A 23,028-nucleotide genomic window follows, 5' to 3' on the forward strand; every position below is an offset into this window, starting at 1 on the left:
CGGCAATACCGTCGACGTCGCAACCATCGGCATCTCGGTGACCAATTTCGATGTCGGCGGCCGCCTTGCGGTGGTGCAGGGCAACCTGATCCGCAATCTTCTGCCGGTCGGCAATGGAAACGGCATCGGCATCGGCATCGCGGCGGACAGCGTGGTGACTGGCAACGTCATCGAGCACGCGCCGACCGCGGGGATCGAGATCGGTTACGGTCCGTATCTGCGCGACGTGATCGTGAGCGACAACGTCATGCGCGGCGCCGGTGTCGGGATTGCGGTCAGCGTCGTGCCGGGCTCGGGCACCGCGCTGATCACCGACAATCTGATCGCGGAAGCGAAAAACGGCGCGGTGGTCGGCATGGAATGGGACAAGCGCGTCACCGGCGACATGACGAAGGATGGTGTCGGCCGGCACGCGCACGTGACGCTGAGCGGGAACCGCGTGCGGTGATGTTCTTTCCCTCTCCCCGTTCTTACGGGGAGAGGGTGGCGAGCGAATGCGAGCCGGGTGAGGGTTGAGTTTGCGTTCCTTCCGGGCCGGCCCCTCACCCGACCTTATTCGCTTCGCTCATGCGGTCGACCTCTCCCCGCACAGCGGGGAGAGGTGCAGCAACAGGACGTGGCAACGGCAAGGGCAAGACATCCCGGACGGCAGCAATAACCGCCCTTGTCCAGCCGCAAACCTCTTCTTAGCTGTGAAGCCATGGAGTCCCCGCTGCCGCAGCGCCGGTCCTGGCGCAAGATCCTGATGCTGACCATTCTCGCCCTGTTTCTCGTGCCGATTGCCGCACGCGCTGCCCTGTTCGCCTTCGAGGACCGGCCGAGCGGCTGGCGCAACGCCGACTGGTCGAGCATCGGCGCGCTCCCCGCGGCCTCGGCGCATCCGGAGGCGCGCGTCTTGTTTCTCTCGGGCCGAACCGGTGGACTGAAAGGCGCCGTCGCAGTGCATAGCTGGGTGGTCTTCAAGCGCGCGGGCGCCCGGAGCTGGACACGCTACGACGTCGTCGGCTGGGGCAATCCGGTGCGGCTCAATGGCTGGGCGCCCGACGGACGCTGGTATGGTTCGGCGCCGACGGTCGTTGCGGATCTCAAGGGCGCCGAAGCCGAAGCCATCATCCCGGCAATCGAAAAGGCCGTGAAGGATTACCGCTACGCCAATTACGGCGACTATCGGCTGTGGCCTGGTCCGAACAGCAATTCCTTCGTCGCCGCGATCCTCCGTGACATCCCCGAGATACAGGCCACGTTGCCGCCGAACGCGATCGGCCGCGATTTCCGGCCGGGGCCGTATCTAGGCTGGACCGACAGCCGTACCGGGGTGGAGGCAAGTCTGTACGGGCTGCTCGGCGTGAAAGTCGGCTGGGTGGAAGGCGTCGAGTTCAATCTGGGCGGGCTTGTCGCCGGCCTCGATATCCGCGATCCGGCGCTGAAACTGCCGGGGTTCGGCCGGATCGGCCTGCCCTCCTCGACCGCCAATGCGGCGCTGGCGCCATCCAAGTAAGCTTGCGTCAGCGTTGATTCGTGCGTTGCGTCGGGTGACGAGACCGAAGCCGTTTGTGGTCGCGCCTATCGTCGCATCGTACGATCGAGCTTAAGGGGGAGCATGGCCACATCGCGCAAATCGCCGCCGACCCTATCGATCATCGTGCCGGTCCGCGACCATGCGCGCACGATTACGCGCGTGCTGCAGGCGCTCAAGCCGTTCCGCGAGCGCAATACCGAGATTGTCGTGGTCGACGGCGGCTCGCGCGACGACACCGTGGCGCTGGCGCGCCCGCTCGCCGATCAGGTCATCCAGTCGGCGCCTGGCCTCGCGCAGCAGATGAACGAAGGCGCCAAGGTCGCGAACGGATTCATCTTCCTGTTCCTGCGGCCGGAAACGCAATTACCGCCCGATGCCGATACCCAGGTGATGTATGGCCGCGCGCGCGACACCGCGGTGTGGGGCAGATTCGATCTGCGGATCGCCGGGCGGCACATGCTGCTGCCGCTCGTGGCGCGCTATCTCAACTGGCGCTCGCGGGCGAGCGGCATCGCCACCGGCGACCAGGCGATCTTCGTGCAGCGCGAGACCTTTTTCCGGATCGGCGGCTTCCTTCATGTTCCGGTGATGGAGGATGTCGAATTATGCGAGCGGCTGCGTGCGATATCGCCGCCGATCTGCGTGACCTCGCGCGTCACCGTGCCAGGCGAGCGCTATGACCGCGACGGCGTGTGGAAGACGCTGCGCGACCAGACCGCGATGCGCGTCCGTTACCGGATGGGCGTCAAGCCGGAGCGGCTTGCGGCGCGCTATGCGCAAACACAAGTCGAGACATCGCCCGCGGTCAGCTCATCCGGATCAGCACAAGCCCGGCCACGATCATCAACGCCGCGATGAGCCGGGCCGGCCGCAGCGGCTCCTTGAGCAACACCAGCGCAATCAGCGCGCCGAACAACACGCTGGTCTCGCGCAAGGCCGCGACCAGTGCGATCGGCGCGCGCGTCATCGCCCAGATGACGATCCCGTAGGACATAAGCTGCAGGCTGCCGCCGACGAACCCGGTCGGCCAGGCGCGCAGCATCGGCGCGATGCCGGACGGGCCGCGCCGGATCGCGAAATAGACAAGCATGACCAGCGCATTCCCGACGAACATGGCGAGCGTATAGGGATGCGGATCGACGGCGACGCGGCCGCCAATGCCGTCGACGACGGAATAGATGCAGATCGTCAGCGCGGTGAACAACGCGAAGAAGATCGCACGCCGGTCCGGCTTTTCGCGCAGGCGCCCGCCGCGCAGCGACAGAAGAAGGACGCCCGCCGCAAGCACCGCAATGCCGGTCCAGCCGGTCGCATGGATGCGTTCGCCAAGGAGGAGCGCGGTAAGCCCTGCGGTCATCAGCGGGGCCGAACCGCGCGCCAGCGGATAGACCTGTCCGAGATCGCCGGTGCGATAGGCCTCGCTGAGCCCGATGAAATAGAACAGATGGACGACGACCGAGGCGATCACCCAGGGCCAGGCCGCGGCCGGCGGCAGCCCCGCGACCGGCATCAGCACGAGCGAGACGAGGCCCGCGCCGGTCGTAATCAGAACGGTGGACGAGAGCGGATCGAGTCCGGTCTTGATCGCGGCATTCCAGCCGGCATGACAGGCGGCCGCGAACAGCACGGCGGCAAAGACGAAGGAGTCCAACTATCCCGGCCCTTGTTCCGCGCGGGGCGCACGCTTCTTCCCCTCTCCCCTCCGGGGGAGAGGGTGGTCGAGGCTCGCGGAGCGAGCCGAGACCGGGTGAGGGGGAGCTGCCAGTTTCGATGCGAGATCGGTCAGCACACCTTGGGGATTGGCGAGGATATCGTTGTTCGCATATCGAAGGACGACATATCCCTCGCGCGCGAACCATCGGTCGCGTTGAACGTCATTGCCCGAAGCGTAATGCTGTCCACCATCGGCTTCGACGACCAGCTTCCTGCTCAGGCAAACAAAGTCAGCGATATACGGGCCGATCGGTGCCTGGCGTCGAAACTTCGCACCTCCGAGCCTGCGGCTTCGGAGGAGGAACCAAAGCTTCTTTTCCGCGTCGGTCATCTCGCGCCGCATCGAGCGCGCGCGCGACGTGGCCAGCGGGGGACGTTCGTACCGCACCATCCTGCAAAGCCCCCTCACCCGGTCCGGCCTGCGGCCGGACCACCCTCTCCCCCAATGGGGAGAGGGAAGCAACAGCATGCACCTCGCGCTACAACCTGATCCGCAGGAGCGCTGCGATTTCGCCGACGATGCCGCGGCGGAACAGCAGCACGCAGATCACGAAAATCGTGCCCTGGATGATGGTCACCCACTGACCGAATTCGGCGAGATAATTCTGCATCGCGATGATGACGAAGGCGCCGACAACCGGTCCGAACACGGTGCCGAGCCCGCCGACCAGCGTCATCAGCACGACCTCGCCCGACATCGTCCAGTGCACGTCGGTCAGCGAGGCGAGCTGGACGACCAGCGCCTTCGTTGCGCCCGCGGTGCCGGACAACGCCGCCGACAGGACGAAGGCAAGAAGCTTGTAGCGATCGGTCTTGTAACCAAGCGAGATGGCCCGCGGCTCGTTTTCGCGGATCGCCTTGAGCACTTCGCCGAACGGCGAATTGATGATGCGATAGATCAGCAAGAAGCCGCCGAGGAAGATCACCGCAACGAAGGCGTACATGTTGACGGCGTTGCCAAGATCGATGAGCCCGAACAGCTTGCCGCGCGGCACCGCCTGGATGCCATCCTCGCCGCCGGTGAAGGGCGCCTGCACCGCAAAGAAATACATCATCTGCGCAAGCGCCAGCGTGATCATCGCGAAGTAGATTCCCTGCCGGCGGATCGCGATGGCGCCCGCGACAAGCCCGAGACCGGCTCCGGTCAGCGTGCCGAGGATCACCGCAAGTTCCGGGGTGACGCCCCAGCTCTTCGCCGCATAAGCCGAGACATAGCTCGCCCACCCGAAATAGAGCGCATGCCCGAACGACAGCAGGCCCACATAGCCAATCAGCAGGTTGAAGGCGCAGGCGAACAGCGCGAAGCACAGGATCTTCATCATCAGGACCGGATAGATGAAGAGCGGCGCTGCAATGACGAATGCGGCGAGGACCACGAAGCCGATCATCTCGCTGCGCGAGCGTTCGGCCGCGGCCGGCGCGATGGGGGCTGTGATCGCTTCCTGGCTCATGTCAGGCGGTCCTTCCGAACAGACCCGCCGGACGGATCAGGAGTACGATTGCCATGATGACGAAGATCACGGTGTTCGAGGCTTCCGGAAAGAACACCTTGGTCAGGCCCTCGACGACGCCCAGCGTGAAACCGGTGACGATGGCGCCCATGATGGAGCCCATCCCGCCGATCACCACCACCGCGAACACGACGATGATGATGTCGGCGCCCATCAGCGGGTTGACGCTGTAGATCGGCGCGGCCATCACGCCGGCGAGCGCGGCGAGGCCGACACCAAACCCGTAAGTGAGCGTGATCATCAGCGGCACATTGATGCCGAAGGCGCGCACCAGCGTCGGATTTTCGGTGGCTGCCCGCAGATAGGCGCCGAGCCGCGTGCGCTCGATCACGAACCAGGTCACAAAACAGACGACGAGCGAAAACACCACGACCCAGGCGCGGTAATTCGGCAGGAACATGAAGCCGAGATTGCGGCCGCCGGTCAGCATGTCCGGCACCTGATACGGCAGGCCGGACGAACCATATTGCTGGCGGAACAGCCCCTGAATGATGAGCGCGAGACCGAAGGTGAGAAGCAGGCCGTAGAGATGGTCGAGATGATACAGCCAGCGCAGAAACAGCCGTTCGATGATGATGCCGGTGATCCCGACGAGGATCGGCGCGATGAGCAGCGCCAGGAAATAGTTGATGCCGAAATATTGCAGCAGGAAGAACGCGGCGAAGGCGCCCATCATGTATTGGGCGCCGTGCGTAAAATTGATGATGTTGAGCATTCCGAAGATCACCGCAAGCCCGAGACTGAGCAGCGCGTAGAACGAGCCGTTGATCAGGCCGAGCAGAAGCTGGCCGAACAGCGCTTGCGAGGGAATGCCGAAGATTTCGAACATGGATGTACGTCCTGGGCATCTTACCTCCCCCTGAAAGGGGAGGTCGGCGAGCGAAGCTCGGCGGGTGGGGGTCAAAACCGCTCGAACCAACGACCCCCACCCGGTCGCTTGCTGCGCAAGCGACCACCCTCCCCCCCTTCAGGGGGAGGGACAAGAGCTCAGCTCTTCACGAGCGGGCAGCCTCCCTCGCTCATCGGACGGAACGCCTGATCGGCCGGAATGGTGGCGCGGACCTTGTAGTAATCCCACGGGCCCTTCGATTCCGACGGCTTCTTCACCTCGAACAGATACATCGGGTGGATCTTGCGGCCGTCCTGACGGATCTCGCCCTTGCCGAACAACTTGTCGTCGGTCGGCATCTCTTTCATCTTCGCGACCACCTTGGCGCCATCGGCGTCGCTTTTCAGCGCTTCGACCGCCTTCAGGTAATGCGTGACGGCGGAATAGACGCCGGCATGCACCATGGTGGGATGAACGCCCTTGAATTGAGGCGCGAATTTCTTGGCGAATTCGCGGTTGTTGTCGTTCAGGTCCCAGTACCAGGCCTCGGTCATGACCAGGCCCTGCGCGGTCTTGAGGCCGAGCGCATGCACGTCGGTGATGAAGGCAAGGAGCGCCGCGAGATTCTGGCCGCCCTGAACGATGCCGAATTCCGCGGCCTGCTTGATCGCATTCGTCGTATCGGCGCCGGCATTGGCGAGGCCGATGATCTTGGCCTTCGAAGTCTGCGCCTGAAGGAGGAACGAGGAGAAGTCCTGACCCGGGAATGGATGGCGGACCTTGCCGACCACCTTGCCGCCGTTCTTCTCGACCACCGCCGAGGTGTCGCGCTCAAGCGCATGACCGAAGGCATAGTCGGCGGTGAGGAAGAACCAGGTGTCGCCGCCGGTCTTCACGATGGCGTTGCCGGTGCCGTTGGCCAGCGCCCATGTATCGTAGGTCCAGTGGACGGTGTTCGGCGTACAGGCCTTGCCGGTGAGGTCGGAGGCCGCGGCGCCGGAGACCAGGAACACCTTGTTCTTGTCCTTGACGATCTGGTTGACCGCGAGCGCGACCGAGGAGGTCGGCACGTCGACGATCACATCGACCTTGTCGACGTCGATCCAGGTGCGCGCCACGTTCGATCCGACGTCAGGCTTGTTCTGGTGATCGGCGCTGACGATCTCGACCTTCATGCCCTTGGCGGCGGCGCCGAAATCCTCGACCGCCATGCGGGCGGCGATCACCGAGCCCTGGCCCGACAGATCGGAATAGGTGCCGGACATATCGTTCAGGACGCCGATCTTGATGACGCCGTCAGTGTATTGCGCGAGCGCGCTGCCACAGCCCAGTGCGGCCGCGAATGCAGCAGCGCTCAGAGCGTGCCTTGCTGAAAGACGTGACATTCGTTCCTCCTCCTTCTTATGGCGTTTATTCGCCGTTATACGCCCAGATAATCGTGAAGCTTATCCAGGTTTTGTTCGAGCTCGGAACTGAGCAGTTTGTCTACTACCCGTCCGTGTTCCATCACATAATAGCGGTCGGCGACGGTCGCGGCGAAGCGGAAGTTCTGCTCAACCAGCAAAATCGTGAAGCCCTGCGCCTTCAGGGCGCGGATGGTGTTGCCGATCTGCTGAATGATAACGGGCGCAAGCCCTTCGGTCGGCTCGTCGAGCAGAAGCAGGCGCGCGCCAGTGCGCAAGATACGGGCAATCGCCAGCATCTGCTGTTCACCGCCCGACAGCTTGGTGCCCTGGCTCGATCCGAGCCGCTCCTTGAGGTTCGGGAAGAGCTCGAAGATCCGATCGAGCGGCAGCCCGCCCGGCTTGACCACCGGCGGCAGCATCAAATTTTCCTCGACCGAGAGGCTGGCGAAAATTCCGCGCTCCTCGGGACACAGGGCGATGCCCGCCCGTGCAATCTGGTTCGACGGCAGCGAGATCAGTTCGCGGCCCTCGAAGCGGACCGAGCCGGTGCGTTTCGCCACAATGCCCATGATCGATTTCAGCGTCGTGGTCTTTCCGGCGCCGTTGCGTCCGAGCAGGGTCACCACCTCTCCCGGATACACTTCGAAGTTCACGCCGTGCAGAATGTGCGACTCGCCATACCAGGCCTGGAGATTCTCGACGGCGAGGAGCGCGACGCGGGGATCAAGCATGGCCGGTCCCCATATAGGCTTCGCGGACCTCGGGATTGTTCGACACCGTCGCGTAGTCACCTTCGGCGAGGATGCGACCGCGGGTCAGCACGGTGATCTTGTGCGACAGGTTCGAGACCACGGAAAGATTATGCTCGACCATCAGCGTCGTGCGATCCGCTGATACCGTCTTGATGAGCGCGGCGATGCGATCGATGTCTTCGTGGCCCATGCCCGCCGTCGGCTCGTCGAGCAGCAGCATCTCCGGATCGAGCGCGAGCGTCGTTGCGATTTCCAGCGCCCGCTTTCGTCCATACGGCAATTCCACCGCTGGGACATTGGCAAAGCCGGACAGGCCGACGTCATTGATCAGCGACAAGGCGCGGTCGTTGAATTCGTTCAGCACACTGCGGGACCGCCAGAAGTCGAACGAACCGCCCCGCTTGCGCTGCAGCGCAACGCGGACATTCTCCAGGACGGTGAGGTGCGGGAATACGGCCGATATCTGAAACGAACGCACGATCCCAAGCCGCGCAATGTCGGCGGGCTGCATCGCGGTGATGTCACGGCCCTTGTAGACGATCTGGCCGCGCGTCGGATTGAGAAATTTGGTCAGGAGGTTGAAGCAGGTGGTCTTGCCCGCCCCGTTCGGCCCGATCAGAGCGTGGATCGTTCCCCGCTCCACCTTCAGATTGACGCCATTGACCGCGACGAAGCCCGCAAATTCCTTTGTCAGGTTATGCGTTTCGAGAATGATTTCGCCACTCATGCCTGCGACGCCTGCCCAACGCCCTGCCCCTTCGGCATTGTCTGCACGTCCCGCTGAAATGGTAAAGCCCGCCCGTGAAAAATCACGGGCGGGCTTTCTTATTGGGCAGGCCGCCGCGCCTGGCGGCGGCCTGGTTTGCGTCAACGAACGTCGATCTTGATCGCGGTCCGCTGGATGTCGCTGCCGGACGCCTTTGGCGCTTCGCCCTTGCCCGGGCCCTCGGCAACCTTGCCGCCACCCTGGGCCGGCAGGACCACGATCTTGCGGGTCGGGCCCTGCTTCTGCAGGCGCTCGCCGATCGACCGGGTGTTGTTCTTGACCGTGGTCAGCGGCGCCTTGTCGAAGTCATGCTTGATGCCATCGACTTCCGGCTTGTCACTGCACACGGCCATCACCGTTTCCTTGCCCTTGTCGCCGAGCTTGTAGATGAACGGCGCCTTGGCACCCGGGAAGCTGACCGGGACACCGGCCTTGATCCGGGTGTCCTGCTGGAACTTGTTCGGCAGGAGGACGGTCAAGGTGTCCTTTTCGTCGATATTGGTCAGCGTCAGGAAGCAGTCCCTCGAGGAGACCACGGTGAAGATCGGGGTCTCGCCGAGCTTGTAGACATCCTTGTCGGAGGTCAGCGCGAAGTCGACGTCGGTCTTCACCTTGGCGATTCCGTTCTTCTCCGCAGGACTGCCGCCGCCGTTGTTCGGCGCCGGATCGTTGGCCGCGACGCCGTCGTCGATCGGTTCCTCCTCGCCGAGTTCGGCCAGCTGGCGATACTTCGCCTCGAACTGGTCGCGCGGCAGCGAGTTCTGCTTGAGCCGGCGGACGGTCGGGATCAGCTCCGGCTTGAAGCCGCCGGCGGTCGCCTGCTCGAACTCGACCTTGGTCATGCCGAGCTCCGCCGCAGCCATGGTCAGGTCGACGTCCTGCTCATAACGCTGCGACAGCGCGGTGATCATCTCGATACCGTTGAGGTTGAGATTCGGATCGAGACCGGCGCGATACATGGCATCCTGGAAGCGCTTTGCGTCGCCGTCGAGGATCTTGTCCATCCTCTCGTTCTCGACATAGAGCGCATCGATCTCCCGCAGTTCGGCGCGCGAGAACGCCCTGCCGCCGGGACCGCCGAGCGCGATCTTGCGGATCTCGTCCTTGGCCTTGATCATTCCGAACTCATGGCAACCCATGCAGGAGATGCCATTGGTGACCGCAAGGTCCTTGGCGCGCTTGTCCTGGACGATGTTGGTCGGACCGGTGTTCAGCGCCTTGCCGTCGGCCGTGTTCAGGTAATAGGCCTGGAAGCCGTTCGGCAGGCTGAAGATGGTTTCGCCACCGTCATGCTTGAACGCGTTCTCGCCTTTGGGGCCAAGCGGGTGCTCGTACAGGTTCTGCCTGTCCTTGTTTCCGCCGAAGTCATACGAGGTCCAGAAGTAACCGTGCTTCGAGGGATGACGCTCGATCAGGCGGTTGTTCCGGCTCACGCCCGACACCTGGAAGCCGGCGCGCTGGGCGATGAACTTCTTCAGGTTGGCTTCGATGTCGACGCCTTCTTCCTTCGTGAGCTTGTTGAAGTCAGGCGCAAGCTTCAGAAGCTTCTCGTACATGCCGGGGCGCGAGGCCGTGTAGGCGAACCAGTCGGCGCGCACATACGGCATCTTGCTGTCGGTGGCCGAGACCAGGAGATTCTTGAAGCTGGTGTCGGGCTGCATCTTGTACGGGTAGGACTTCAGGACCAGTTCCCAGTCCTCCGACGTCCAGCCGAGCTCGTCGAGATTGACGCGGATAATCGTCTCGCCCGGATCGATCGCCTGGAAGCGAACGACGTCGGGTGACCGGCTCAGGCTGTTGAGCAGCTTGATGACGCCCTGACGATAGACCTTCATCGCCTTTTCGTCGGTGCAGGCATTGGCCAGATGCGTGAGCGTCAGGTAACGAAGACCCTTGCGCCGCGGCTGGATGCGTTCGCGCTCGATGTCGGCGGCGATCATCCCGATCATGTCGGAATGGCTGACATAGGCTTTCGGATCGCAGCTCTTTTTCAGACCGTCGATCCACGCTTCGAGCGCGGCGAGTTCCTCCGGCGCAACCGGATCGAACTTGCCCTGCCCGTTCGCCCAGTCATAGGGCATCTTCTCGTTGATGATTTCCGTGAAGATCCGCGACGCCTTGGCGTTGCCCGGCAGCACGTAATGAGGATTCGACGCGATTTCCTCAAGCTCAAGAATGTTGCCGAAGTTGCTGGCTGCATTCTCGCGCTTGTGTTCGACGCCGTCCAAATCCTTCTGACTGAGCTGACCGTTCTGATGGCAGCGAGCGCAGTGTTTCTGAAGAACGTCATAGGCCGCCTTGGCGGCAGGATCGCTCGGCGGAGCTGCATGAGCAGCACCGCCCAGGGACAGGCCGAGGCCGAAAACGGCCGCGACAGCCAACCCCTGGATCGGGTTACTTACTCGTTGACGACCGCTCATAGTGGTCTCCCATTGCAAATCGTTGCGACGCGCGGCGTGACACGCCGTGTCGTCTGTTTGTGTATGGCTGGGGGCAACGCGTTCAATTGCAAAGACAACGTGATGCTTTCCTAAACGGGCAGCGGATCCGTTCCGATCTTATCGCAATTCTATTGGCACCCTGAACATCAAAAAGCAGGCGCAAAACCCGGACGGTCATCACATTTCGTTTGACGCTTGAGGCTGATCTGTTCGCAAACGAATAAAAAAATAGACCCGCCCGGCGGGGACAAGCCGGACGGGTCAAGCGGACCGGCACAGGGTGGAAGGGGCGCGTGCGCCGGTCACACGTTGGGCGGAAGCCGCTGGGGGAGCGGCGCCGCTATCGCTGTGCATACATTGGTCGCGTGAGAGGCGCGGCAGGTTCATCGGTCGAAGCCGACAACGAGCGTCAACGGCTGAACAGGGAACGCAGCCAGCTTTCCAGAAGCTGCCAGAGACTGATCGCCTTGCGCTGCAGCCATTCGAGCGGCGTTTCGGCGCGCTGGCCTGCGTCGGAGTCGCGCGGATTGGCCCTGCGCCAGGCGTTCGGCGGATCGAAATGTCCCGCCCATATTCCGCGCTTGGCGGCGCGTGCATCGGCCTGCGCGTCTTCATACGTACGCGCTCTGCCGCGTCCTTCGAGGGTGATGGCGAAACCAGCGCGAACCATCTCGGCGGCGATGTCACGGCCCTGCGCATGACAGACCGCGATATGACGGCCATAGCGATCCACCGAGAGCTTCCGGCATTGCAACGGACTGGTTCCGATGATCCGGCGAAGTTCCGATCGGGCCCGCATTCCGCACGGCCAGGACTTTCCGGCGGCATCGGTGCATTGCTGATGAAGTTCGGGGGCGTCGATGCCATACAGGCGATAGCGTTCGTTCCCGAGCACGAAGGAGTCGCCGTCGGACAAGCGAACCGGCAGCGGTCCCGCTTGTCCTTGCGCAAAAGCAACGCCGATCAGCGAAAGGCTGATCGCAATGGCGACAGATGCCGTCTGTCGGGCTCTCTTCAGGCTGAACCGTCGCAACGTCTATCGGCCGTCGCCTTGTGCGGGGGCGCTGCCGGCAACGGCATCGGACCGTTCGCCAAGCGAGCGCAAGGCCTCGAACGCATCCGCAAGTCCCGCGCCGAAATCCTTGTCGCGTCCCCGTGGCCCAAGATCGCGCGCCGTCGATAAAAGTACGCGGCGCACCGAGTCCGGCGACAGGGTCGGATCGCGCTCGAGGATCAGGGCGGCGATCCCGCTGATGTGAGCCGCGGCGAACGAGGTGCCGGTGAGCATGTCATAGCTGCCGCCGGGGGTCGGCAACAGCAGCCGGACACCGGGCGCCGCGACAGCAATGTGGTGCCCGCGATTGGAACCCTGGAACAGCTTGTCCTCCGCGTCGGTCGCCGTCACCGCGATCACGTTCGGATCGGACGCCGGAAACAGCGGCGGCGATTTCGGCCCCGCATTGCCGGCCGCAGCGACCAGCACGATGCCGCGCTTGCCGGCCGCAGCGAGCATGCGCGCCAATATCGGATCCTGCGGACCCGCGAAGCTCATGTTGATGACGCGCGCGCCCTTCTGCGTCGCCCATTCGAGACCCTTCATGATGTTGAACGTCGTGCCTTCCGCGCTTCCCGCGACCGGGTCGAACGCGCGCACTGCAAGGATACGGGCGCTCGGAGCAACGCCGGTCAATTTCGATTGCGCGACGATTGCGCCGGCAATGCTGGTGCCGTGGCTATGCGGCGTGCCGCCGCCGGCAGGATCGAACATATCTTCGATCGTGCCTTCGAGTTCCGGATGTTGCGCATCGATTCCGGAATCGATCACCGCAACGAGGACGCGCTTGCCGAGCGCGAGCGCGTGCGCGCTTTGCAGGTGAAGCTTTTCGGCGGCGTATTGGATGCCCTGCCCGGTGCTGGATTGCTGAAGCGTGTGCCGGTAGTTCGGCTGCACGGACAGGATATTTGCATCGGCTTCGAGCTCGCGGATCACGGCCGCGACATTGCGGCCGTCCGGAATCGTCCAGCGGAACATCGTGGTGCCGCTGAGATTGAAGACCTGCGATTCCTCACGGTTCAAACGGTGCCGCCGCGCCAGCGCCTGCACTTCCTGCTCGCTCGGACGTCCGGCGACTTCGATCACCACTTCGTTCGAGACGAAGCGGCGCTCGCCCGAGGCGGGCAAACCGCTGCTGCGACGGCCAGGGGCCGGAATCACCGGCTCATCGACGCCGGGTGTGGGCTGAACAGAATTCGAGGACTGCACCGGCGCGCTGACCGGTTCCGGACGCGCCTGCGCTTCGCTCGCGCGTTTCTGCCGAACCTGCTTTGCCGGCTGCGGATTGGCCGGCGCGCTCTGCATCTGGAAGCCGCGCGCGGACGAATTGTCGCGGGATTGAGCGAGCGCCGGACCGGCAAAGGCGGACACCAGACCGGCCAGGGCGGCAGCCGAGGCGACGATCGCGACGTGGCGGTTGAGTGGCATGATCAGGCCTCCGCTCGATCGGCAGGCGCAGCGCTCCGGAAACGAAGCGCTGCGTGACCCACCTTATTTCGTGGCGGGAACGGCGAAGCTTATCACCTTGCTCTCGCCGAGCTTTTTCACGATTTCGGCAGTCTGCTCGGTCTTGGCCGGAACCCGGACCCGGAAGAAGCCGTCCGCGGGACCACCGACGATGGTGGCCTTGTTGGCATCGAGGAACTCGGTGATGTCGGTGGCACTCGCCTGCGGCGAGAACCGGATCAGCGCTTCCACGCCCGAGGTCACCGCCACACTGGCCGGCGCCGAGGCGAGATCGGGCGCACGCCCGGTGCGCTCGCCGACCAGCGTGCCGATCACGCCCGCCTGCAACAGGAGCGCGATGGCCGCGACACCGCCTGCATAAGCAAGCGTGCGGGGCGAGAGGCTTGCCATGAATTCGGAGACGCGGGCCATCAGGCTGACGGAAACCGATGGCGTGCGGACCGGCTCGGCGTCGATCTTCTCGAACAGCGCCTTCATGGCGCGCTGCGATGGCGCCCCAAGCGATTCATTGACCCCGATGGTCTCGCCGAGTTCTTCGCGGACCATCTCGAATTGACGAGCGAGTTCGCTGTCGCTGGCGAGCGCCTGCTCGACCCGCTGGGTGTCACGGCGGCTCAGCGTTCCTGCGGCATACCAGGGCAGCAGCAGTTCGATCTCTTCGCGCTCTGGCGCCTTGTTCATTGTCGTGTTCATGGCCAACCTCTTTCGATTCCTGCCGCCCTCAAGGATTCCGCCAACTTCTTGCGCGCATAGAACATGCGCGTCTTGACGGTATTCTCCGGGATCCCGACGATCTCTGCGACTTCTTCCACGGACTTCTCGTGGTAGTAGACGAGATCGATGATCTCCCGATGTTCCGGCGAAAGCGTTTCGATGCACTTCCGCAGGATTACGCTCGTATCCTTCTTCTGCATGGCGGCTTCGGGGGTGTCGGAGTCATCCTCGATCGCCTCTGCAACTTCATCGTCCAGTTCTGCGTCCTTGCGACCCCGGAGGGCCGAAAGGGCCTTGAACCGCGCGATGGCGAGCAGCCAGGTCGAAACCGCGGAGCGGCCCTCGAAGCGCCCGGCTTGACGCCAGACATCGAGGAAGACCTCGCTGATCAGATCCTCGGCCGTGGACTCGTTACGAACCAGGCGAAGGACGAACCGGTAGACCCGTACATGATGCCGCGCGAACAGCACCTGCATGGCAAGCCGGTCACCGCCTGCGATACGCTGGATCAGGACTTCGTCTGATGTCTGCTGCATCGGGACGGCCGGCTCATGGTTTGGTCGCGGGAGACCCGGACCCGGTTCAATTGGATGTGAGCGAATTTTTGGGCGGGGCCGAAAAAGTGCCCCAGCCTTTCCTACGCCAGCGGGGCAATATTCCCAATAGGGGAATTTCGTCATTGTTATCAATGGCTTTTCAACCGTTATCGGCTATTGTGACGGGCCATGAGCCAGAAATTCACCTTGGAATCGCTGAATTCGCTTCCGTTGCCGGCCTTTTCGGGCGCCGTCGGTGACGTGTTTGAACACGCCTCGTGGGTGGCCGACGCCGCCTTCGGGCATCGACCCTTTGCCAGCGTCGCGGCACTGCACGACGCAATGATGGGCGTGGTGCGATCGAGCCCGCCGGAGCGGCAGCTCGCTTTCATCCGCGCGCATCCCGAGCTTGGCTCCAAGGTACGGCGGCTCGACCTGACCGCGGATTCCCAGGCCGAACAAGGCTCGCTCGGCCTCGACCGGTTGAGCGACGCGGAGTTCAAGAAATTCTCGGAACTCAATGCTGCCTATGCCGACAAGTTCGGCATCCCCTTCATCATCTGCGTGCGGCGGCATACGCGGGACTCGATCCTGCGTGAGTATGAGCGGCGGCTTGCCAACGATCCCGATACCGAACGCAAGGCCGCGCTCGATGAGATCGCGCTGATCACCCGGCTGCGTCTCGTTGCGCGGGTCGACGGTCCCGGCAAGCCAAAGACCGAGGGGCGGCTATCCACCCATGTTCTCGATAATGTCCGCGGCAAGCCGGCGCAGGGCGTGAAGATCACTCTTTATGAAGTCGGCGCGAGCGCTCGCTCGCTCCTGAAGGAAAGCGTCACCAATGCCGACGGCCGCACCGATGAGCCGCTGATCGCGGGCGAACCCTTGCGGATCGGCTCCTACGAACTGCAATTCGATGTGGCGCAGTACTTCACCGAGAATGCCGTCGCGCAATCGGCGCCGCCCTTCCTCGATGTCGTGCCCATCCGCTTTTCGATCGCGGAACCCGAAGGCCATTACCACGTGCCGCTTCTGGTTACGCCGTGGAGCTATTCGACCTATCGCGGGAGCTGAGATGCGGCGCGGTCTCGTCTTCGGCCTCGCGCTGCTTGCGGCGCTCTCCAGCGCGGCGACTGCGCAATTTGTGAATGCGCCTGCCGATCCCACATGGTCGGTCCCGGAAATCGGCGCCCTGCCGGATAACGAGCACGGCCGTCTTGTGCGGCGCGGCCGCGATCTCGTGACCGCCACCTACGCCCATATCGGCCCTGCGGTGCCCGACGAAGCGAAGCGGTATGCCGGCAACAATCTTGCCTGCACCAATTGCCACCTCAATGCCGGCACCAAGAAATTCGGCCTGCCTTTGTGGGGCCTGTGGGATCGCTTCCCGCAATATTCGGCGCGGTCCGGCTCCGAAATCACGATCCAGGATCGCATCAATTCCTGCATGCTGCGGTCGATGAACGGCAAGGCGCTGCTCGAGGATTCGCCGGAGATGCAGGCCTTCGTCGCCTACATCAAGTTTCTGTCCACCGGCACCAAGCCCGGCGAAATCCTGACCGGCCTCGGCGCCGGCCACATGCCGTATCGGTCGCGCGCTGCCGATCCCGGACGCGGCAAGCAGGTCTATGCGCGGGCCTGCGCGATGTGTCATGGCCCGGATGGACTGGGCGTCCTGCGCAACCGCGAACTGCCGAATTTCGGCTATCTGATGCCACCGCTCTGGGGACCGGATTCGTTCAACGACGGCGCCGGCATGGCGCGCCTCGTCACGGCGGCGAACTTCGTGCATTTCAACATGCTGAACGGCACGAGCTACACCCGTCCGCGCCTGTCGCAGCAGGAGGCATGGGATGTCGCAGCCTTCGTCATTTCGCAGCCGCGGCCAGCCTATCCTGCACGCGAAAAGGATTTCCCGGACTTGCTGAACAAGCCGGTCGACACGCCCTATGGGCCCTATGCCGACGGCTTCTCCCAGCGGCAGCACATGTTCGGGCCGTACGCCCCGATCGAAGCGGCGCTCGCCAGGCTGAAGGCCGTGCAGAAGAAGAACTGAGCCGGCGCAACAGCCGCCGTATCCGGACCTGCCGTCCTGTGCGATACCTCTGTCCGGGGCGCACAGGAGAGAACCATGAAGACCTTCCCGGCTCGACTGGCCTGCATCCTTATTCCGGCCTGGCTCTGCTGCACGTCGGCGCTTGCGCAGACGGTCTTCACCAATGTGCGTGTGTTCGACGGCAAAAGCGCGGCGCTGTCGGCGCCGACCAATGTCCTCGTCAAAGGCAACGTGATCGAACGCATTTCGAGCACGCCGATTGCTGCGGATGCGGCGAGCGTCGTGATCGCCGGCGGCGGCCGCACGCTGATGCCGGGCCTGATCGACGCACACTGGCACACCATGCTGGTGCGCCCCAGTCCCGCGGCGGTGATGGTGAACGATATCGATTACACGACGCTCGTCGCGGCGGCGGAAGCAACCGACACATTGATGCGCGGCTTCACCACGGTCCGCGATCTCGGTGGCCCGGCTTTCGGACTGAAACGGGCGATCGACGAAGGCCTCGTTCCGGGACCGCGCATCTTTCCGTCCGGCGCGATGATCACCATTACCAGCGGTCACGGCGACTTTCGCCACACCTATGAAATCCCCCGCGCGCTCGGCGCGCCGCTGAGCCGCGTTGAATCCGTTGGCGGCGCCATGATCGCCGACGGTGCCGACATGGTCCGCATGCGCGTGCGCGAACAGCTCATGCTCGGCGCCTCGCAGATCAAGCTGACCGCGGGCGGCGGTGTCGCCTCCCCGCATTCTCCGATCGATGTATCGACTTTCACCGAAGCCGAATTGCGGGCAGCCGTCGAAGCAGCGGAGAACTGGGGCACCTATGTCACGGTGCATGCCTATACGTCCGCCGCGATCCAGCGCGCCATCGCGGCAGGCGTCAAATGCATCGACCACGGCCATCTCATGGACGAAGCGACCGCGAAGATGATGGCGGACAAGGGCATCTGGCTGAGCATCCAACCATTCCTCGATGACGAAGACGCGGTGCAATTCCCGCCGGGATCGATCCAGGCTTACAAGAAAGCGCAAGTCGTGGCGGGCACCGATCGCGCCTACGCGCTCGCGAAAAAATACGGATTAAAGACCGCCTTCGGCACCGACATTCTGTTTTCGCCGCAGCTTGCGCATCGTCAGGGCGCGATGCTCGCCAAGATGACGCGCTGGTACAGCGCCGCTGAGCTGTTGAAGATGGCGACCTCGGTCAACGCGGAATTGCTGGCGCTCTCGGGATTGCGCAGTCCCTATTCCGGCAAGCTCGGCGTCGTCGAGGAAGGCGCCCTTGCCGACCTGATCCTCGTCGATGGCGACCCGCTGGAGAATATCCAGCTCATCGCCGATCCGGCGAAAACCTTTTTCGTCATCATGAAAGACGGAAAGGTGGTGAAAAACACGGTGCCGCGTTAGACAGACGGCCGCTTGCGCGCAGACGTCGAAGCAAGTCGTGAACCGAGGAAACGATGATCGATCTCTATACCTGGACCACACCGAATGGCCGCAAGGTCTCGATCGCCCTGGAGGAGCTCGGGTTGCCATACAAGGCGCACCCGATCGACATTTCCAAGGACGAGCAATTCGCGCCCGCCTTCCTGAAGATCTCGCCGAACAACCGCATCCCCGCGATCGTCGACAACGACAACGGCATGTCGCTCTTCGAGTCCGGCGCGATCCTGATCTATCTCGCGGACAAGACCGGCAAGCTGATGCCGAAGGACGGCGAAGGCCGCTACCGCGTGATCGAATGGCTGATGTGGCAGATGGGCGGCATCGGCCCGATGCTTGGCCAGGTGCATCACTTCGTGAAGTACAACAAGGGTAAATCGACCTATGCCGAGGAGCGCTATTCGAAAGAGGCGCAGCGGCTCTATGGCGTGCTCGACCGGCGCCTGGAGGGCCGTGCGTTCCTGGCGGACGATTATTCCATCGCCGACATCGCGACCTGGCCGTGGGTGTCCCGCTTCGAATGGCAGGAAATCGACCTGTCGAAGTTCCCGAACGTCAAGCGCTGGTACACCACGATTGCCCAGCGCCCGGCCGTTCAGCGCGGCTACAAGGTTCCGAAGGATGTCGGCGACATTCCGATGCCATAAAGTTCAGGCGCCGCCGCGACACGGTTAACGAAAGTCAAAGCGGCGCCGGTTCCGGCGACGACTGCCCAGTAAGCATTGATTCACGTCGAACTGAATTGAGCGTCGCTGTTCAACATTGCGGCAACCACGAGCGGATATCCAGAAAGGCAACCACAACCAGAACGGGGAGTGGCACGTCTTGTCGCCCTCTTTGCCGCGCGTCTCATTTCACGGATTGCTGCTTGCCGCGCTCGGCATAACGGGCGTCGCCGCAATTGCCATCGCCGCAACCGTCTTCGCGTTGCGTAACGACGCAATCGACGACGCGATCAACGACACCAACAATATCGCGACGGTCCTCGCCGAGCAGACCGAGCGCGCGATGCAGGCGATCGACATCGCCGTGTCCGAGATTTCCGACCGGATCGCCAAGCGCGTCGACCTGAACCCGGCGGATTACGACAAGATCTTCGACAGCCGGATCGTTCACACGCTACTCGCCGATCGCGATCTGCGTCTGCCGCAGACCGAATTTATCGAGCTGATCGACAAGACGGGCCGCCGGGTCAATTCCTCCCGCGATTATCCGGTGACCAGCACGAATGTGTCGGACCGCGAATACTTCATCAAGGCGCGCGACAATACGAGCACGAAAATGTTCACGAGCCACGTCGTGAACAGCCAGCTCACCGGCCGCGACAGCATCTTTTTCGCAAAGCGCATCAGCGGCACCGACGGCGAGTTCCTCGGGGTCATCCTCGCCGGGATGAAGCCCGAATATTTCCGCGAGATCTATCGCTCGCTGACGTCGATGCAGGACCATGCCTTTTTCCTGATGCGCAAAGACGGAACCATCCTGCTGCGCTATCCCGACATTTCTCACAGCTCCGGCCGCAAGCCGAGCCCGAACTCGCAATGGTACAAGGTAATGAAAGAGGGAGGCGGCCTCTTTCAGTCATCGGGGTCGTTCGACGGCGAGGTCCGGCTGATCTCGGTCAAGCCGATCAAGGAAGCCGATCTCGTCGTCAATGTCGGGCTGTCGCTGAAACACGCGCTCGCCGCATGGCGCTACCGAGCGACGGCGATCGGCGCCGGCACCGCGCTCGGGCTGATCTGCTCGTTGCTGCTGATCTACGCGCTTTACCGGCAATTCGCCCAGCTCGCCGCGTCCAAGGCCTCGCTCATCGAGCGCGAAAACCGGCTTGCCGAAAAGACCGCCGAACTTGAAGACGCGAATGACCGCCTCGACACCGCGATCAATCACATCATTCAGGGCCTCGTCATGTTCAACGCGGACGGGAACCTCGTCGTCTGCAACCGCCGCTTTATCGAGGTTTACGGCCTGCCGCCCGAGGAAATCAAACCCGGCGTTTCGATCCGGCGGGTTCTCGAACTGCGCGCCGCAGCGGGAAGCTTCTTCGACGACATCGATGCCTATCTGGCCGAACTGAGAGGGAAGATGACGGCCGGCGAGTTGATGACCAAGATCACCGACTTTGCCGACGGCCGTACATTCTGCGTCACCAATCAACCCACCGGGAATGGCGGCTGGGTCGCGACGCATGAAGACATCACCGAGCGGCGCCGCGACGAGAAAGAGTTGCAGCAGACCCGCAACATGCTGCGGGCCATGGTCGAGAACATCCCCGAGACTCTGCTCGTCAAGGACGCCAAGACCCGTCAATACGCTTTCGTCAATCGCGCCGGCGAGAAGCTTCTCGGCGTCCCAAACAACGTCGTCGTCGGGAAAACGGCCGACGAGCTCTTTCCGGCGGAAGAAGCCGCGCGCGTTCGCGCCCGCGACGACGAGGCGATTCAGAAAGGCTCACTTTCGATCGCGAGCCGCGAAGTCAGCACATTCGACGGGCGTGAGCGCGACGTCTCCTCCAAGCGCATCGTCATCGCAGACAAGGACGGCGATGCGCAATATATCCTCAACATCATCGAGGACGTGACCGACCAGCTGCGCGGCCAGCGCGAGTTGGAGCAAGCCCGCAACATGCTGGGCGCCGTGGTCGAAAGCATTCCGCAGATGCTGGTGGTCAAGGACGCCCACACCGGACGGTACATATTCGTGAACCGCGCCGGCGGAGATCTGCTGGGCGTGCCGAAGGACGATCTGATCGGAAAAACCACCGAGGAAATCTTCGACAAGAAGCAGGCGGAGGTCATCCTCGCCCGCGACCACGAAGCTTTGCGCGCCGGCGTGCTCAAGGTCGATTTCCATACCACCCGCACGCCGGACAACCGCCTGATTGACGTTGCGTCCAAGCGCGTCGCCATCCTCGGCAAGGACAAGAAGCCGGAATATCTGCTGACGGTGATCGAGGACATCACCGAACGCAAGCGCAACGAATCCCGCATCGCGCATCTGGCGCATCACGACCCGCTGACCGACCTTGCCAATCGAGCGGCCTTCAACATGAAGCTTGCCGAATGCGTCGAAACGGCCGCAGCGCGCAACGCGGAATTCGCGCTTCTGTGCATCGACCTCGACCGTTTCAAGGAGGTCAACGATCTTTACGGCCACGCCGCCGGTGACAAGGTCCTGCTCGAAATCACGGCGCGCATGCGCAGGGCGGTGGGCGATACCTTCCTGGCGCGCCTCGGCGGCGACGAATTCATGGCGATCTGCGTCGACGACCCCTCGCGCGCGGCCGTAACCGCCCTCGCGGAGCATCTGGTGTCGTCCGTGAGCGGCGACATCGATTGCGACGGACGCAAGGTGCGGATCGGCATGAGTATCGGCGCGGCGATGTATCCGTCCGACGGCACCGAAATGGCCGCGCTCCTGCGCAATGCGGACGCGGCTCTTTACCGGGCGAAGGCGGAAGGCGGCGGCGCGATCCGCTTCTTCGAAGCGGATATGGACCGTGTCCTGCACGACCGTCGCGCTCTGCAGGCCGATCTCGCGCTGTCGGTCTCGCGCAACGAATTGCAGCTCTATTATCAGCCGCAGGCGCGGGTTAACGGACAGATCATCGGCTTCGAAGCGCTGCTGCGCTGGGATCACCTCACCCGCGGCTTCGTCCCGCCCGACACCTTCATTCCGCTTGCCGAGGAAAGCGGCCTGATCGACCAGATCGGCGAATGGGTGTTGCGCGAAGCGTGCCGTGAAGCGGCGACCTGGCGCAAACCCTTGCAGATCGCAATCAATCTCTCGCCGGTCCAGTTCCGCCACCAGGACTTCGTGCCGCTGGTGCACGCGGTGCTGCTGGAAACGGGGCTCGCGCCCAATCGGCTGGTGGTGGAGATCACCGAAGGCGCACTGATGGACGATTACTCGCGCGCGATTTCCATCCTGCGTCGCCTCAAGGCGCTTGGCATCCGCATCGCGATGGACGACTTCGGCACCGGCTATTCGTCCTTGTCGTATCTGCAATCGTTTCCGTTCGACAAAATCAAGATCGATCAGACCTTCATCGCCAATCTCGAACGCAACACGCAGTCCGGCGCCATCGTGCGGTCGGTGCTCGGATTAGGGCGCAGCCTCAATCTGACGACCGTGGCCGAAGGCGTGGAGACCCAGACGCAGCTTGCCATTTTGCAGAGCGAGGGCTGCGACGAGATGCAGGGCTACCTGATCGGACGGCCGCAGCCGATCTCGGATTATGCCGAAATTACCGGGCGGCCGATGCGCGAGCGGCGGGCCGTCGCCAACGGCTGACAGCGCCCGCCGGGGCCTTCCGAAATGCGGCGGAAATGCAGCGCCGCGTTTGTTCCCGCTTCTCGATAAGACCTTTTCGCGGCCGCAGCATTTTCACAAAACTGTCCGCTTTCCCCAGCATCACGCAAACTTCATCGAGGGGATACCTCAGCGGACAAACCTATTGTGACTGCCGGTCGGCGTAAGCCGCTGCGGCAGAGGGAGATTCTGCGCGCATGAAGCTTGCGCTCACGATCATTGGCGTTGTTCTCGCGACAAGTTCCACGAAATTCGGGTCTGACGCAAATCACATCGAAGGGTGGCGTTCGACGATCGAGCCTCAATACGAACAGACGGAGCAGGCGCCGGCCCATGGAAGTGCTGAGCGTGTTGTTCTGAATATCGCGATCAATCCGGTTCCAGCGGAGGAGATCGCCGCGGAGCTGGAGGCGCTTCGCGAACCCGAAGGGCCGCCCGCGCCGCCGCCGGATGTTCCCATCGAAGCGGTATGTTACACTCTCGCCTCGGCGGCGCAGGCGCACGACA

The 23,028-nt window shown here is 63.2% G+C and carries 21 protein-coding genes; 9 read left to right on the top strand and 12 right to left on the bottom strand.

Annotated elements, in window-relative coordinates; genetic code table 11:
• From VN004_RS16640 to VN004_RS16650, 3 genes are all read left to right on the top strand, one after another.
• Positions 1-448 (top strand): TIGR03808 family TAT-translocated repetitive protein (locus VN004_RS16640; protein ID WP_325612336.1); only part of this gene is annotated, 448 nt, incomplete at its 5' end.
• A gap of 252 nt (positions 449-700) precedes the next feature.
• On the top strand, positions 701-1,498 hold the full coding sequence (locus tag VN004_RS16645; RefSeq protein WP_325612339.1) for a DUF3750 domain-containing protein: 798 nt from the start codon (positions 701-703) through the stop codon (positions 1,496-1,498).
• Positions 1,499-1,600: 102 nt separating this feature from the next.
• Positions 1,601-2,377: a TIGR04283 family arsenosugar biosynthesis glycosyltransferase gene (locus VN004_RS16650; protein WP_325612341.1), complete on the top strand. Its 777-nt coding sequence runs from the start codon at positions 1,601-1,603 to the stop codon at positions 2,375-2,377.
• Here VN004_RS16650 and VN004_RS16655 read toward each other — a convergent pair.
• The 12 genes from VN004_RS16655 to VN004_RS16710 form a co-directional block, all read right to left on the bottom strand.
• Positions 2,325-3,170: an EamA family transporter gene (locus tag VN004_RS16655; protein ID WP_325612345.1), complete on the bottom strand. Its 846-nt coding sequence runs from the start codon at positions 3,168-3,170 to the stop codon at positions 2,325-2,327. The genes VN004_RS16650 and VN004_RS16655 overlap by 53 nt on opposite strands.
• Positions 3,171-3,623: an endonuclease domain-containing protein gene (locus VN004_RS16660; protein WP_325612348.1), complete on the bottom strand. Its 453-nt coding sequence runs from the start codon at positions 3,621-3,623 to the stop codon at positions 3,171-3,173.
• A gap of 88 nt (positions 3,624-3,711) precedes the next feature.
• Complete coding sequence (locus tag VN004_RS16665) at positions 3,712-4,683, bottom strand: branched-chain amino acid ABC transporter permease (protein ID WP_414710337.1); 972 nt, start codon at positions 4,681-4,683, stop codon at positions 3,712-3,714.
• A 1-nt stretch (position 4,684) separates the two neighbouring features.
• A complete protein-coding gene (locus tag VN004_RS16670) occupies positions 4,685-5,572 on the bottom strand; it encodes a branched-chain amino acid ABC transporter permease (RefSeq protein ID WP_325612350.1) in 888 nt (295 codons plus the stop codon).
• Positions 5,573-5,730: 158 nt separating this feature from the next.
• Positions 5,731-6,957 carry an ABC transporter substrate-binding protein gene (locus VN004_RS16675; protein ID WP_325612352.1) on the bottom strand — a complete coding sequence of 409 codons (1,227 nt, stop codon included), beginning with the start codon at positions 6,955-6,957 and terminating at the stop codon, positions 5,731-5,733.
• Between the two features lie 35 nt (positions 6,958-6,992).
• On the bottom strand, positions 6,993-7,709 hold the full coding sequence (locus tag VN004_RS16680; protein ID WP_325612355.1) for an ABC transporter ATP-binding protein: 717 nt from the start codon (positions 7,707-7,709) through the stop codon (positions 6,993-6,995).
• A complete protein-coding gene (locus VN004_RS16685) occupies positions 7,702-8,457 on the bottom strand; it encodes an ABC transporter ATP-binding protein (protein ID WP_325612357.1) in 756 nt (251 codons plus the stop codon). Before VN004_RS16685 ends, VN004_RS16680 begins: the two co-directional genes overlap by 8 nt.
• Before the next feature lie 140 nt (positions 8,458-8,597).
• Positions 8,598-10,916: a DUF4384 domain-containing protein gene (locus VN004_RS16690; protein WP_325612359.1), complete on the bottom strand. Its 2,319-nt coding sequence runs from the start codon at positions 10,914-10,916 to the stop codon at positions 8,598-8,600.
• 430 nt (positions 10,917-11,346) lie between these two features.
• Positions 11,347-11,853: a thermonuclease family protein gene (locus VN004_RS16695; RefSeq protein WP_325612361.1), complete on the bottom strand. Its 507-nt coding sequence runs from the start codon at positions 11,851-11,853 to the stop codon at positions 11,347-11,349.
• A 120-nt stretch (positions 11,854-11,973) separates the two neighbouring features.
• Positions 11,974-13,419, bottom strand: coding sequence for a S8 family serine peptidase (locus tag VN004_RS16700; protein WP_325612363.1), 1,446 nt, complete (start codon positions 13,417-13,419; stop codon positions 11,974-11,976).
• A 63-nt stretch (positions 13,420-13,482) separates the two neighbouring features.
• On the bottom strand, positions 13,483-14,151 hold the full coding sequence (locus tag VN004_RS16705) for a hypothetical protein (RefSeq protein WP_325612365.1): 669 nt from the start codon (positions 14,149-14,151) through the stop codon (positions 13,483-13,485).
• Positions 14,148-14,708, bottom strand: a complete 561-nt coding sequence (locus VN004_RS16710; RefSeq protein WP_325612380.1) for a sigma-70 family RNA polymerase sigma factor — start codon at positions 14,706-14,708, stop codon at positions 14,148-14,150. The genes VN004_RS16705 and VN004_RS16710 overlap by 4 nt, the downstream gene beginning before the upstream one ends.
• Before the next feature lie 189 nt (positions 14,709-14,897).
• Here VN004_RS16710 and uraD point away from each other — a divergent pair, with 189 nt between their 5' ends.
• From uraD to VN004_RS16740, 6 genes are all read left to right on the top strand, one after another.
• Complete coding sequence (uraD, locus tag VN004_RS16715; protein ID WP_325612367.1) at positions 14,898-15,782, top strand: 2-oxo-4-hydroxy-4-carboxy-5-ureidoimidazoline decarboxylase; 885 nt, start codon at positions 14,898-14,900, stop codon at positions 15,780-15,782.
• 1 nt (position 15,783) lies between these two features.
• Positions 15,784-16,764: a c-type cytochrome gene (locus tag VN004_RS16720; RefSeq protein ID WP_325612369.1), complete on the top strand. Its 981-nt coding sequence runs from the start codon at positions 15,784-15,786 to the stop codon at positions 16,762-16,764.
• A 75-nt stretch (positions 16,765-16,839) separates the two neighbouring features.
• On the top strand, positions 16,840-18,174 hold the full coding sequence (locus VN004_RS16725; protein ID WP_325612371.1) for an amidohydrolase family protein: 1,335 nt from the start codon (positions 16,840-16,842) through the stop codon (positions 18,172-18,174).
• Between the two features lie 53 nt (positions 18,175-18,227).
• The gene (locus VN004_RS16730) at positions 18,228-18,857 is read left to right on the top strand and encodes a glutathione S-transferase family protein (RefSeq protein ID WP_325612373.1); all 630 of its coding nucleotides are present in this window, start codon (positions 18,228-18,230) and stop codon (positions 18,855-18,857) included.
• Positions 18,858-19,035: 178 nt separating this feature from the next.
• A complete protein-coding gene (locus VN004_RS16735; RefSeq protein ID WP_325612375.1) occupies positions 19,036-22,503 on the top strand; it encodes an EAL domain-containing protein in 3,468 nt (1,155 codons plus the stop codon).
• Between the two features lie 215 nt (positions 22,504-22,718).
• A partial coding sequence (locus VN004_RS16740; protein WP_325612378.1) for a hypothetical protein occupies positions 22,719-23,028 on the top strand: 310 nt, incomplete at its 3' end.

It is taken from the genome of Pseudorhodoplanes sp. (assembly GCF_035565855.1).
GTDB lineage: Bacteria > Pseudomonadota > Alphaproteobacteria > Rhizobiales > Xanthobacteraceae > Pseudorhodoplanes.